Here is a 12,763-nt window from a genome sequence, read left to right as displayed (position 1 = left end):
CGCCAGAGGTTTTCTGGCAAGGCGCGTGTCGATAACGAATGGCGTCTTGGCGGAATGCGGATTCAACAGCGTTGCGGTGACTAAAAAGAGGAGTTCCTACATGTCATCTTCATTTATTTCTGTGGAAAAAGGCATCCAGACAGCAGGTGTCGGCCAGTTCCAATATCGGCTCTTCGTAATCTTCGGACTGGTCTGGCTGGCGGACGCCATGCAGGTGCTGTCGATAGGCTTCAGCGCGCCGTCCATTGCCAAGACCTTCGGCAAGACGGTTCCGGAGGCGCTGCAGACCGGCACTTTCTTCTTCATCGGCATGCTGATCGGCGCCTTCGTGTTCGGCCGTCTGGCCGACCGCATCGGGCGCCGCCCGGTGCTGATGATGGCGGTGGTCATCGATGCGTGCTGCGGCGTGGCGTCGGCCTTCGCCCCCGAGTTCGCCTGGCTGCTGTTCCTGCGCTTCCTGACCGGTATCGGCGTGGGTGGCACGCTGCCGGTGGACTACACACACGATGATGGCCGAGTTCCTGCCCAGCGACCGCCGCGGCCGCTGGCTGGTGCTGCTGGAGTCGTTCTGGGCCGTGGGCACCATCTTCCTGGCCATCCTGGCGCTGGTGGCCGTGTCCTGGGGCGACGACGCCTGGCGCGTGATCTTCTTCGTGACCGGCATTCCGGCGCTGATCGGCGTGGTGCTGCGCTTCTACATCCCCGAGTCGCCCATGTTCCTGAACCGCAACGGCAAGTCGGACCAGGCCCGCAAGGTGCTTGAGCGCGTCGCCAAGGTCAACGGCAACTCGGCACCGATCCCCGAACTGCAGCCCGAAAAGCAGGAGCGCAAGTCGGTCTTCGCGCTGTTCTCGGGCGAGCTGCGCCGCCGCAGCCTCGCGCTGTTCCTGGCCTGGGCGCTGATCTCCATCGCCTACTACGGGGTCTTCGTCTACCTGCCGGTCAAGCTCAGCAGCGAGGGCTTTGCCTTCATGCGCGGCCAGGTCTTCCTGGTGGTGCTGGCGCTGGTGCAGCTGCCGGGCTTCGCGCTGTCGGCCTATGGCGTCGAGCGCTGGGGCCGCAAGCCCACGCTGATCGGTTTCCTGCTGCTCAGCGCCGTGGGCTGCATGTTCTACAGCCTGGGCTCGTCGCCCTTCGTGGTCATCGGCTCCACCCTGCTGATGAGCTTCTCGCTGCTGGGTACCTGGGGCGCGCTGTATGCGTTCACCCCGGAGGTCTATCCGACTGACCTGCGCGCCAGCGGCATGGGCATGGCCGGTGCCGTGGCCCGCTTCGGGGGCCTGTTCGCCCCCGCCATCATCGCTCCCATCATGGCCACCCACTTCACGCTGGCCCTGGTCGTGCTGTCCGCCATGCTGTTGGGTGGTGCGGTCTCGATCTGGGCGGTGGATGTGGAGTCGCGCAACCGAGCGCTGGATTGATGACTCCCTGAGCGGCCGGAGTCGCCTTTGCCACAAGGGCAAGGGCGTCGCTGGTGAGCTGGCTCAGCAACAAGGCCAGAAGGATTTTTCCTTCTGGCCTTTGTGTTTTTTAAGGTAATTCCTACCCAGATCGGACCAATATGGGTTGAATTTCGAAGGTGGGAGTTGCCTGCAAAAGCTTACGCAGCAAGGGTTTCAGGTCCTCATCGCGATGGTTGAATCGGTAGCACGTTTCTGCCAAATAAAATTTGCTGGGCACACCACGGTATGGATACAGCCAGTTCTTGGCGTAACTCCAGAAGCCCTCGATCCCATTGATGTGGTCTCGTCCAACCGGTTTGCCCTTCTCCTTGCGCACCACTACATGACCACCTCGTAGCCGCAAGGTGGCATAGGCCTGCCAGGCATCGGTGTAGTACAGCGAGCCCTCGCGGGTATGGGCCTGGATCTGCTCCATGATGGCTGCCTGGTCGTGGCGGGCAATCGGCGTAGCCTTCACTTGGCCATTGCGCTTGACGATGCCGAAGACCATGACCTTGCCAGCAGCTCCCCAGCCGCGCTTGCCGTGCTGAGCCCCGCCAAACGTGGTTTCGTCGCATTCCAGAGCGCCGGTGAAAGGCTCACGCAACTGTTCCTGCTGCGCCATGCAGGCGCGGATCAGTCGGTAGAAGCGCTCGCGCGATTTATCGCTGACCGACGTGTCAAAACGCTGCCGATACACCGGCACACCGAACACGAACAACTCCAGCAGACCGGTCTTGCTGCGGCTACTCAACCGTACCGAATCCCACACAGACGTCCAACTGAACCGCTTGCCGCACGCACGGCACTTGAGCCGTCCATCGGACAGTTTGTAGGGCCTGCTTGCGGAACATTCAGGACATCGTTTCATCGTCGGACCAGCGTAACTCTGGTCCGGTTTGGGTGGGGATTACCTTTTTTAAAGGGCTCAGCAGCTCAGCCGGAATCGCTGCCCTCCAGCATTTTCTTGAGCAGGAAATCCAGCGCCAGACGCTCGGCCGGATTGAGCCGGCCATAGGTGCTTTCAGTGATCTGCTGGGCAAAAGGTTCCATCTCGCGCACCAACTGCTGGCCAGCCTCGGTCAGGCTGATAACCACCTTGCGGCGGTCGATGCGGTCATGGTCCACCTGCACCAGTTCGCGCTGCTTGAGCCGATCAACCACGCCGCGTATCGTGGCCTGGTCAATGACCGTGGCCTTGACGATGTCGGCCAGCGAACTGCCGCTGTTGTCGCGAACCGAGCACAGCACCACAAATTGTGCCGCCGTGAGCTGCGAGTCGGGGATGTAGTGCTGAAAGAGCGCCGCATGCCGCTGGTAAACGCGCCGCAGCAGGTGACCGATTTGGTCGGAAAAGCGGTAGCCGTCATGGTCGGCTGTAGCGGTTGGCGGATTTGTCATTGATGCATGAGCTTAGCAAAGATCGACAGCATGGGATGGGGAAACTCATGGATGGATTGGATCCATCCACCACTTGATCACATTTGATATAGATACACATCGCCGCGCTTGAAATGGCACAGAGACAAGCGAGGAGCTGTAACTGCAACGGCTCTGATAAGGTGATTGGGCAGGATGCCTCCACAATTCGCACACAATTGCTCGACAGGTCGGAAAGATTGCACGGCCACACTGCGCCCGCATACTTTCCGGAGTCTTTTCTGCTGTGATCAATACCGCCCAACTGCTGGCCGACGAAGCCCAATACTGCTCGTTCGGCGACACCGTCCACTACGTCAATCCCCCCAAGATCTTCACCGGCTGCGAAGGCAGCTATATGTACGACGACGCGGGCACACCTTATCTGGACCTGCAGATGTGGTATTCGGCCGTGAACTTCGGCTACAAGAACCCGCGCCTGGAAGCCAAGATGATCGAGCAGCTCAAGGAGCTGCCCCAGGTTGCCAGCCAGTACCTGCACCCGACCAAGATCGAGCTGGCCAAGTTCATCGCCCAGGACGCCGAAAAGAAGTGGGGCAGCAAGGGCCGCGTGCACTTCAACGTGGGCGGAGCCCAGGCCATCGAAGACTCGCTGAAGGTGGTGCGCAACGCCAGCAACGGCAAGAGCCTGATGTTCGCCTTCGAGGGCGGCTACCACGGCCGTACGCTGGGCGCCTCCAGCATCACTTCGAGCTACCGCTACCGCCGCCGCTTCGGCCATTTCGGCGACCGCGCGCAGTTCATCCCCTTCCCCTATCCCTTCCGTCGTCCCAAGGGCATGACGTCCGAGGAGTATTCGGACCAGATCGTGCGCGAGTTCGCACGCAAGTTCGAGAACGAATACCACGCGGTCTGGGACCCCAAGACCAACCAGTGCGAATACGCGGCCTTCTACGTGGAACCCATCCAGGGCACGGGCGGCTACGTCGTGCCTCCACCCAACTTCTTCAAGGGCCTCAAGAAGGTGCTGGACGACCACGGCATCCTGATGGTGGTCGATGAAATCCAGATGGGCTTCTGGCGTACCGGCACGCTGTGGTCGGTGGAGAACTTCGGCGTCAACCCCGACGTGTTGGTCTTCGCCAAGGCGCTGACCAACGGTCTGAACGCCCTGTCGGGCCTGTGGGCACGCGAAGAACTGATCAACCCCACGGTGTTCCCACCTGGCTCGACCCACTCCACCTTCGCTTCCAACCCGCTGGGCACGGCCCTGGGCCTGGAAGTCATGAAGATGACCCACGAGATGGACTTCGGCCGTCAGGTGCGCGAATCGGGCGCCTATTTCCTCGAAGGCCTCAAGGAGCTGCAAAAGCGCCACAAGGAAATCGGCGATGTGGACGGCCTGGGCCTGGCCCTGCGTGCCGAGATCTGCACCGAAGACGGCTTCACGCCCAACAAGGCGCTGCTGGACAAGATGGTCGACATCGGCCTCGAAGGCGGTCTGGAATACAACGGCCAGAAACGCGGCCTGGTGCTGGACGTGGGCGGCTACTACAAGAACGTCATCACCTTCGCTCCTTCGCTGATGATCACGCGTCCCGAGATCGACGAAGCCATGGTGCTGCTGGATCAATTGCTGACCAAGGCAAAGGCTGCCTGATACAGCAAAACTCAAGTCAAAATAGCATTAAGCGCTTTACCAACAAGCGCCTGATGCTACTGAATTGATTGTTTGCGTATGCTTGAAATGATGAGGGACAAGCCTTATCGCAACCAGCTCGAACCCAGCGGACTGTTGAGGCAGTTCACCAGCCACCCCCCAGAAGGCTTTGCCTTGCTGAAGGACTGGCCGGCACCTGCCTTCAGCGCCCCATTCGACCTGTTGACCACCGCAGATGACGCGCTCAAGGCGCGTCTTTTGTCGTTTCCGGGCGGTCACTGGCTGAGCTCCAGGCTGCGCCTGCAGACCGACTTTGTCGGCACCACGGTCAGCGAATATGCGTTGCTGCCTCAGACTGAAGATGCCATGCAGCTGGCCCAGCAACTGCGCAACCACGCCGGGCGCAGGATGCTCACCATCGTCAAGGACTTGCCCCAGGCCTCGCCCCTACTGAGCAGCGAAGACAACGCCGCGTCCGCCACACTGCTGCAGGCGCTGAAGGAGCAGGGTTTCATCGCCGTGGAAGGCCAGGCCCTGGCCTATGTGTCCATTGATTTCACCAGCCCGGAAGAATACCTGGCGGGCCTGTCCAAGAACCGGCGCAGCAGCCTCAAGCGCAAGCTCAAAAGCCGTGCGCAACTGGCGATCAAGCGCATTCCCACAGGCCCCGCATTTGCCGATGACGCAAGCGTGGACGCGTACTACGCGCTGTTCGAAGCCGTGTATGCACAAAGCGAAATTCATTTCGACAAGCTCACCCGTGCTTTCTTTGCCGATTTGCTGCGCGATGCGGACAACGGCGGCATGGTGTTCGAATACCGGGATCTGCAAAGCAATGCCTTGCTGGGCTGGAATCTCTGCTTCGAGCATGGCGGCAAGTTGATCGACAAATACATAGGTCTGTCCTACCCCGCAGCCCGCGAAGCCAATCTGTATTTTGTGAGCTGGATGGTCAATCTCGAATACGCACTGGAGCGCGGCCTGAGCCACTATGTGGCGGGCTGGACCGACCCCGAAGTCAAGGCCCAGCTTGGCGCCCGCTTCACCATGACTCAACACGCGGTGTTTATCCGCAACCCTTTGCTGCGCGCGTTGGGACGCCGCTTTGCCGGGCATTTTGAAAGCGATAGCCAATGGAAGTAAGCCCCCTGGGGCGCTACGCGCCTTCCCCCAGAGGGGGACGACCGCCTCGGTGCGGGGCGGCCCTTCCTCGCTGTCCCGCAGCTTGGCCGCGCCGGTTTTATGGAGAGTGATGACATGGTGTGGCAACCCGTAATACTCGACATGGATGGTTCTGTGGGTCCACTGGCCGACGAGCTGCGCCTGCCGCTGCAACCGTGGCAGGAAAGGGTGCGCTTTGGCTGCGGCCTTGGCACCTTCAAATGCTTCACCGCAGCCATGCAGACTGCCCTGCCCGAGCGGCATGGCACGGTGCTCATGGGCAGCGGTGATTTTCATCACCTGAGCTGGCCGCTGATAGAGCGCTGCATTGCACAGCAGGGCTTCAGTGCAGCACGCCCATTGCGTGTCGTGGTGCTGGACAACCATCCGGACAATATGCGCTTTCCCTGGGGCGTGCATTGCGGCTCCTGGGTACGGCGCGTGGCCATGCACCCTGCAGTCTCCCAAGTCCATGTGGCGGGCATCACCTCTCAGGATATTGGTTCGGGCCATGCCTGGGAGAACTATCTGCGGCCACTGCGTGCCGGCAAGCTCACCTACTGGAGCTGCGGCGTGGACACCGGCTGGGCCAGGCGCTTGGGCGCGGGCAAGGCATTTCGCAGCTTTGCCAATATCTCGGAGCTGGTGAAGGCGCTGTCCAACCATCTGCATGCCTGGCCACAGGACACTTATCTGAGCATTGACAAGGATGTTTTCGCTGCCGAGGTTGTGCGCACCAACTGGGACCAGGGCCAGATGCTGGAACAGCAGGCTGTCCAGTTGATCGATGCGCTGCACGGACAGATCACAGGCAGTGACATCACAGGTGATGTGTCGTCATGGCACTATGCCACCTGGTGGAAGCGCCTGCTGAGTGCCGGAGACGGACAGGACACGCAGATTGATGCCGCCACGCTGGCAGCATGGCAGGCTGGACAACACGGATTGAATCAAAGGCTGGTAGCGCATATCGCTGCCAGCCACACGGGATAAACATCACTTTCAACGCCTCGCGCGAACTTGTTTCAAGGAGCTGACATGCTGGACCGGTTGACCGAAAAATTGCTGCAACGCGCATTCGATCCATTGGTCAGGACTGGTCAGCTGCAAGTCGTCACGCCTGCAGGCACCACGCTGACATTTGGCGACGGCGGCCAGCCTCAGGCCCGCATCCGGTTCACCGACAAACGCGCCGTCTTCGCGCTGCTGCGCGACCCCGACCTGAACTTTGGCGAGATGTTCATGCAACAGCGCCTGCTGGTCGAGCAAGGCACGGTCTACGATGTGCTGGAGCTGGTGCTGCGCGGTGCCAAGCATGTGCCTGTCAGCGCCACCGTGCAGATGCTGGATGCCTGGCGCATGAAGCTGCGGCCCTTGCTGCAGAACAATCTGCGCAGCAAATCGCGCGCCAATGTGGCACACCACTACGATCTGGACGACAGGCTGTATCAGCTGTTTCTCGATAGCGAGCGCCAGTATTCCTGCGCCTATTTCGAGCAAGGCAATGAAGATCTCGAAACCGCACAACTGGCCAAGAAGCGCCATATCGCGGCCAAGCTGCTCATCGAGCCAGGCCAGCGCGTGCTCGACATAGGCTGCGGCTGGGGCGGGCTTTCGCGCTATCTGGCCGAAGTTGCAGGTGCGGGCCATGTCACCGGCATTACCCTGTCCACCGAACAACTGGCCGGGGCCCAGCTCAAGGCCGGACAGTCACCGCAAGCCGCGCAGCTTGAATACCGGCTGGAGGACTACCGCGATACACGGGGACCCTTTGACCGCATTGTCTCGGTCGGCATGTTCGAGCATGTGGGCACCCGGTTTCATGACGCCTTTTTTCGCAAATGCCATGAGCTGCTCAGCGACGACGGCGTGATGCTGCTGCACTTCATTGGCAACAGCGATGTGCCGGACTTCAACAACCCCTGGATAGAACGCTACATCTTTCCCGGCGGCCATATACCGTCGATGTCCGAGTTCACGCCGGCCATCGAACGCTCGGGCCTGGTGGTCTGCGACATCGAGGTGTTGCGCCTGCACTATGCCCAGACCCTGCGCCTGTGGCGCGAGCGCTTCATGGCGCGCCGCGCCGAAGCGGCAGCGCTGTATGACGAGCACTTCTGCCGCATGTGGGAGTTCTATCTGTCCATGTCCGAGACGGCCTTCCGCTATCAGGACATCGCCATCTTCCAGGTCCAGCTCGCGCGCCGCCAGGAAGCTGTGCCGCTGACGCGCGACTATGTGGCAGAACGCGAGGCACAGCTGCGTGTGCGAGAGAGCGGTTCGGGCAACACCGCAGCAGATGCTCACGCCGCGCCGCAAAAGAGCATGTCGATGGTTTGAGGTCCGCTTCAGACCAGGCCGGCAATCCGCCACTGCTCGACGGAGAATTCCTTGCGTATCAGCTTTTCCTCGAGCAAAAAGCGCTTGGCTTGCGCGAGCAGGTTCAGGCCCTGTTGCGGATAGCTCTGATCAGGCAGGTTTGACAGCGGTATGGCGGCCTTGACGGCCTGCAATGGGAAACCACTGGCCTCGGCATGGAACGCGTAGTAGGCCTCGCTGTCGGTGCGTATTTCCTTGAGTGCAGCATTGCGAGCCCGCACCCAGGCAGCCGGCAATTGCGGCACTCTTTCCAGCAGTTTGGGCGCCGCCACGACCACCGATGTGCCCAGCAACTGCGGCGTCTGCAGTGCCTCGGCCAACACCGGAAAGCCCTGGCTGATCAGCAAGGGGCCAAGATTATTGGGAGCCGCAAATGCAGCTACATCCCCACGCTCCAGCGCAGGCGCGCCATCCCTAGGCAACATATGCACGACCTTGACCTTGCCGGACAGGCCTTGCAGCTTGAGCAGGCCCAGCACAAAACGGTGCATATAGGAGCCCAAGGCCACCCCCACCACCTTGCCCTGGAGCTCCTGCAGGCTCTTGACGCCCGTGCGCGGCGTCAGCAGCCAGGCATTCATGCCCACACTGTCAAAGCCCAGCAAGCGCCCCTGAAAGCCCTGTGCATGAGCGACGATGGCAGGCGTATCGCCGTAAATTCCTATGTCCAGATGGCCTGCTATCAGTGCCTCGTTGAGATCGGGTCCATTGGGAAACACACGCGTCACCACTTGCGTGATGCCTTGCGGCTCCAGCTCGCGCTGCAAAATGCCCTGCTGCAGCGCCCAGCCCGTGGCATAGGCTGGCTTCCTGCCCGGACCGATATAACCGAGGCGCAGGGTTTGCGCGGTGGCCGCGGTCTGTGCCATGGCCCAGCCCGGCACAGCCGAAGCCAATGCGGCCAGCAACCACTGGCGGCGCTGCAGAGAAGACACAGCAGTGATTTGCGAAAAAGAATGCTGAAGTTCTGACATGAGAGGAAGTCTTTCAGTGCGCACGCGCCAGCAGCTCGAAGCTGGCATCCAGACTGGCGGTTGACTGGCGTCCCTTGCCCCAGCCTATGGAGGCTCGATAGCTACCCATCAGGGCTTGAGTCGCAGACGCAGCCTCTTCGGCCTGCGCGGGTGCATCCGCCACCGGAGCGACATAGAGGGCATCTTCCGGGCAATACAGCTCGCACATAAAGCAGGTCTGGCAATCGTCCTGACGCGCAATGCGCGGCGGCTTTCCGGCCACGATCTCGAAGACATTGGTGGGGCAGGCATGAACGCAGATATTGCAGCCCGTGCAGCGCTGGGCGCTGACGATTTCAATCATGCAAAAACCTCCTCTGACAATGAGTCTTTGACAGGCAGACGGCCTACCCAGATTTCATCGAGTCCGCCTGCAATCAAGCGATGCCTTTGCTCAGGGTCCTGATGCTGATGGTCGCGGCGCCTGTGCATGCCGCGAGTTTCCGTGCGCTGCAAGGCGCTGCGGTACATCCAGCGTGATGTGGCCAGCATGGCTGCGGCCTCTCGCAGACGCAGCCGCTCTGTCATATCACCTACCACCGCACCTGCGCGCAGTTGCTGCCACAGGCCATCGAGGTTCTGCAGGGATTGCTGCAGCTCGTCTGACTGGCGGCTCCAGTTGCGCTGATAGGGGAAGACCTCGGCCTGCACGCTTGCAATCAGTTGCCGGCTGTCGAGCGGTGTTGACCCCTGCTCCTGCAAGCCAGTCTGGCCCGCACGGTACAAAGGCTTGCGGCCCAACTTGTTGTGCAAAGCGAAATCAGCGGCCCCCGCGCCGGCCCAGAAGCCCGATGACACGGCCCAGGCCGCGTTATGGCTGCCGCCGCCGGTAAAGCCACCGCAGATCAGCTCCCGCGTAGCGGCATCGCCTGCGGCATACAGGCCTGGTACAGAGGTTGCGCAATCGTCGGCCACGATATCCAGTCCGCCTGTGCCGCGTACCGTGCCCTCCAGCCTCAGGCTGACAGGAAATAGCTCATGAAACGGATCTATGCCCTGACGATCGAACGAAACGAAAAAATTGGGTTGCGCCGTGCGCATCCAGGCCTGAATGCGCGCATCGGCCTTGTCCAGGCGCGCGAACACAGGTTGGGTCTGCAGGGTCTGGGCAATCACGCTGCGCCCGCGCGAGGAGCCCGCGCCTTCGATAGGGCGGCCATCGGCGTAGTAAAAACTGGCCCAGTTGTAGAACAGTGATTTGGTGACCGAAGAAAAGGCAGGCGCCAGCCCATAGGCATTGGAGAACTCCATGCCCGACAGCCTGGCCCCTGCTTCTGCTGCCATTAGATAGCCATCACCGGTAAGCACATTGCAGCCCAGGGCGCGGCTCAGAAACGCGCAACCACCCGTGGCAATCACCGTGGCACCAGCACGCACCTGCCAGCGGTCCTGCGTCTGGCGGCGCACGCCGCTGGCGCCGCAGACAGTCCCGTCATCATCGAGCAATAGCTCCAGCGCCGGGCTGTGGTCGAGAATGCGCGCGCCTGAGGCCTTGACCTGCTTGCGCATGAGGCGCATGTACTCCGGGCCTTGCAGGGAGTTGCGGCGCAGCGCACCTTCTGCATCCACAGGAAAGGGGTAGCCCCATTCGGTCAGCAGCTCGATATTGCTCCAGGTCTGCCCCAGCACGCGGTCCATCCAGGCTTGCTCTGCCAGCATGCCACCCATGGCATAGCGGCTAGCCTTGGCTTTCTCGCGCAAATCGCCCTTGTTTTCCACATGCCAGATACCGCAGCCCGAAGGTGCAGTGGCACCCGAGGTGCCGCAATACCCTTTGTCCACCAGCGCCACGCTGGCTCCATACCCTGCCGCGCTGATGGCGGCCCAAGCACCTGCGGGACCGCCGCCAATGATCAGCACATCCACATCGTGCTGTACGGCGGCTGCTGTGTCGGCGACCCTCTGCTCTGTTGATGTTTTCGCACCCATTTCCACGACTCCTTTGGCTCTCTGCCTTCACGCCATGCAGCGTTTCGGCTCGGTACCAATTCAGTGTAGAAACGGCGTGTTCAAAACGGAACGAATGGATTTCTATATCTTTATTGCGGACAAATTGCTGCTCACAGACGCTGGTGTCATCCTTGCAGCAGTGCCCCCTCAAGAACCGACAAAAACTGCGCAAAGCGCGCGTCATCCAGCCAGGGGCTGTTGCTGATGGCCAGCAGGCGCCCGGCCCAATCCCGCGCCTGACTTACATCGTCATCGCATGCAGACGCCAGCACATGACCATAGCGTCCATAGTCGGGCAGCGCATGGACAAAGGGCAGCGACAGGCCGCTGCCATCGCCCCAGTGCGCACGCATCACGGCGTCTCTGATCCGCTGGCTGGGCAAGCGCAGCAGGATCACCGGCCACACACCTTGTGCAGCAGGCGTGGCATCGGTCACCACATCCAGCCCGCAATCCTTCAATTGCGCCACACGCATCCTGGCTTGCTCCGCCGTCGTGCGTTGAAAATGGTGCAGACGGCGCAACGCTCTGGCACCCACGGCCTGACGCCAGCGTCCCAGACTGTGCTGCGGGATGTGGTCATCAAAATCATCCCCGGCCGCCTCTACCCAATCACCACGCGACAGCGATGCAGCCAGCGGCTTGCCATAGGCCAGGTGCAGCCAGCGAGGGCGATAGAGCAGCGCATACCCCAGCAACTCCACGCTGCGCCGAAGCTCCCACCAAGGGCTGAATCTGGTGGTACGCCCGGCGGCCTTCAATGCAGCACGCATGGCGGGGTCCCGCGCGATCAGCACACCGCCCTCAAACGTGCTCAGCCCCTTGCCCACGGCCAGGCTGAAAAACCCCACATCCCCTTTGAGCCCCACGGACACGCCATCGCTGCGCGCGCCCAGCGCCTGGGCCGCATCCTCGATCACATAGGCGCCCACGGCACGCGCAGATTGCAGGGCAGCCTCCACATCGGCCACGCGCCCGCAAAGATGCGTGGGCAGCACGGCCAGGGTCTGCTCGCTGCACAAGGCCTGCAAGCGCTCGGCATCCATGTCCAGGGTATCGCTGCGCAGATCGCACAGCCGCAGTTGCAGACCGCACTGCGCCACTGCCAGGGCAACCAGCGGACAGGTGTAGGCCGGCGCGATGACCTCGCGGCGCTGCGGCTTCAGCGTTTTGAGAGCCCGCAATGCCACCATGAGCGCCGATGTCCCCGAACACTGCAGCTGCACCTCGGGTACCGCCAGCCAGCCAGCCATTAGCTGTGCGAAATTTCCCGCACCCCATGGCCACAAATCTGCGCTCTGCAATGGCAGACCGGCAGTCGGTGGAACGGTGATTTCGCGCATATCAGTGCGCCTTTTCAACCTCTTGTGTCTCGCTGACGGCCAGGCACATGATGCCAGCCACGATGAACAGGCAACCGATGATCTGCGGCCAGCCGATGGGCTCGTTGAACAGCCAGTAGGAGATGGCCAGCACCGAAATGATTTCCAGATGCGATGCTGCAAAAGCCGGGCCAATAGGGGCGTGTTTGAGCAGGCTCATCCAGGTGAAAAAAGCACCGATATAGCCAACGAACGCCCCATAGATCCAGGGCTGGCCGAACACGCGCAACAGCCAGCCGGTCGAGAACTCCAGCGGCAGTGCGGAATCTCCGGCCTGCTTGAAGCTGAGCTGCGCCAGCGTGTCAAAAGCCATGAGCACCAGAAAGCCGATGATGTAAAAACGCTTCATCTTGAGTTATCCATGACGTCGAACTTTGCCCCGACGCTTAAAACAAG

At 61.4% G+C, this 12,763-nt stretch carries 11 protein-coding genes and 1 pseudogene; 5 read left to right on the top strand and 7 right to left on the bottom strand.

What is annotated here, in order from left to right:
• Nucleotides 1–100 precede the first annotated feature (100 nt).
• Nucleotides 101–1,421, top strand: a pseudogene (locus QMY55_RS00765) (MFS transporter).
• 121 nt (nucleotides 1,422–1,542) lie between these two features.
• Here the strand turns inward: QMY55_RS00765 and QMY55_RS00760 are convergent.
• The gene (locus tag QMY55_RS00760; RefSeq protein ID WP_283486826.1) at nucleotides 1,543–2,157 is read right to left on the bottom strand and encodes an IS1595 family transposase; all 615 of its coding nucleotides are present in this window, start codon (nucleotides 2,155–2,157) and stop codon (nucleotides 1,543–1,545) included.
• A gap of 221 nt (nucleotides 2,158–2,378) precedes the next feature.
• Nucleotides 2,379–2,843, bottom strand: a complete 465-nt coding sequence (locus tag QMY55_RS00755) for a MarR family winged helix-turn-helix transcriptional regulator (RefSeq protein WP_283486825.1) — start codon at nucleotides 2,841–2,843, stop codon at nucleotides 2,379–2,381.
• A gap of 265 nt (nucleotides 2,844–3,108) precedes the next feature.
• Here QMY55_RS00755 and QMY55_RS00750 point away from each other — a divergent pair, with 265 nt between their 5' ends.
• From QMY55_RS00750 to QMY55_RS00735, 4 genes are all read left to right on the top strand, one after another.
• Complete coding sequence (locus QMY55_RS00750) at nucleotides 3,109–4,482, top strand: aspartate aminotransferase family protein (RefSeq protein ID WP_283486824.1); 1,374 nt, start codon at nucleotides 3,109–3,111, stop codon at nucleotides 4,480–4,482.
• Nucleotides 4,483–4,560: 78 nt separating this feature from the next.
• On the top strand, nucleotides 4,561–5,625 hold the full coding sequence (locus tag QMY55_RS00745) for a peptidogalycan biosysnthesis protein (RefSeq protein WP_407650583.1): 1,065 nt from the start codon (nucleotides 4,561–4,563) through the stop codon (nucleotides 5,623–5,625).
• Between the two features lie 99 nt (nucleotides 5,626–5,724).
• Nucleotides 5,725–6,636, top strand: a complete 912-nt coding sequence (locus QMY55_RS00740) for a hypothetical protein (RefSeq protein ID WP_407650582.1) — start codon at nucleotides 5,725–5,727, stop codon at nucleotides 6,634–6,636.
• Between the two features lie 45 nt (nucleotides 6,637–6,681).
• Nucleotides 6,682–7,983 (top strand): SAM-dependent methyltransferase, encoded by a 1,302-nt coding sequence (locus QMY55_RS00735; RefSeq protein WP_283486821.1) that lies wholly within the window; start codon nucleotides 6,682–6,684, stop codon nucleotides 7,981–7,983.
• Nucleotides 7,984–7,991: 8 nt separating this feature from the next.
• Here the strand turns inward: QMY55_RS00735 and QMY55_RS00730 are convergent, their stop codons facing one another.
• The 5 genes from QMY55_RS00730 to QMY55_RS00710 form a co-directional block, all read right to left on the bottom strand.
• Complete coding sequence (locus QMY55_RS00730) at nucleotides 7,992–8,957, bottom strand: ABC transporter substrate-binding protein (protein WP_283486820.1); 966 nt, start codon at nucleotides 8,955–8,957, stop codon at nucleotides 7,992–7,994.
• Nucleotides 8,958–9,009: 52 nt separating this feature from the next.
• The gene (locus QMY55_RS00725) at nucleotides 9,010–9,339 is read right to left on the bottom strand and encodes a 4Fe-4S dicluster domain-containing protein (RefSeq protein WP_283486819.1); all 330 of its coding nucleotides are present in this window, start codon (nucleotides 9,337–9,339) and stop codon (nucleotides 9,010–9,012) included.
• Nucleotides 9,336–10,964 (bottom strand): FAD-binding protein, encoded by a 1,629-nt coding sequence (locus QMY55_RS00720; protein WP_283486818.1) that lies wholly within the window; start codon nucleotides 10,962–10,964, stop codon nucleotides 9,336–9,338. The genes QMY55_RS00725 and QMY55_RS00720 overlap by 4 nt, the downstream gene beginning before the upstream one ends.
• A 146-nt stretch (nucleotides 10,965–11,110) precedes the next feature.
• Nucleotides 11,111–12,328: a DegT/DnrJ/EryC1/StrS family aminotransferase gene (locus QMY55_RS00715; protein WP_283486817.1), complete on the bottom strand. Its 1,218-nt coding sequence runs from the start codon at nucleotides 12,326–12,328 to the stop codon at nucleotides 11,111–11,113.
• Between the two features lies 1 nt (nucleotide 12,329).
• Complete coding sequence (locus QMY55_RS00710) at nucleotides 12,330–12,716, bottom strand: DMT family transporter (RefSeq protein WP_283486816.1); 387 nt, start codon at nucleotides 12,714–12,716, stop codon at nucleotides 12,330–12,332.
• Nucleotides 12,717–12,763 lie beyond the last annotated feature (47 nt).

It is taken from the genome of Comamonas resistens, from assembly GCF_030064165.1.
In the GTDB taxonomy this organism is placed as follows: Bacteria; Pseudomonadota; Gammaproteobacteria; order Burkholderiales; family Burkholderiaceae_C; genus Comamonas; species Comamonas resistens.
The sequence above is the reverse complement of the archived record's forward strand: the minus strand, read 5'-3'. Positions and strand labels throughout refer to the sequence as shown.

Bases quoted from the DNA above. Each gene is read 5' to 3' on its own strand.
- QMY55_RS00755 (WP_283486825.1), bottom strand. From the start codon at position 2,843: ATGACAAATCCGCCAACCGCTACAGCCGACCATGACGGCTACCGCTTT.
- QMY55_RS00745 (WP_407650583.1), top strand. From the start codon at position 4,561: ATGCTTGAAATGATGAGGGACAAGCCTTATCGCAACCAGCTCGAACCC.
- QMY55_RS00740 (WP_407650582.1), top strand. From the start codon at position 5,725: ATGGAGAGTGATGACATGGTGTGGCAACCCGTAATACTCGACATGGAT.
- QMY55_RS00735 (WP_283486821.1), top strand. From the start codon at position 6,682: ATGCTGGACCGGTTGACCGAAAAATTGCTGCAACGCGCATTCGATCCA.
- QMY55_RS00725 (WP_283486819.1), bottom strand. From the start codon at position 9,339: ATGATTGAAATCGTCAGCGCCCAGCGCTGCACGGGCTGCAATATCTGC.
- QMY55_RS00720 (WP_283486818.1), bottom strand. From the start codon at position 10,964: ATGGGTGCGAAAACATCAACAGAGCAGAGGGTCGCCGACACAGCAGCC.
- QMY55_RS00715 (WP_283486817.1), bottom strand. From the start codon at position 12,328: ATGCGCGAAATCACCGTTCCACCGACTGCCGGTCTGCCATTGCAGAGC.
- QMY55_RS00710 (WP_283486816.1), bottom strand. From the start codon at position 12,716: ATGAAGCGTTTTTACATCATCGGCTTTCTGGTGCTCATGGCTTTTGAC.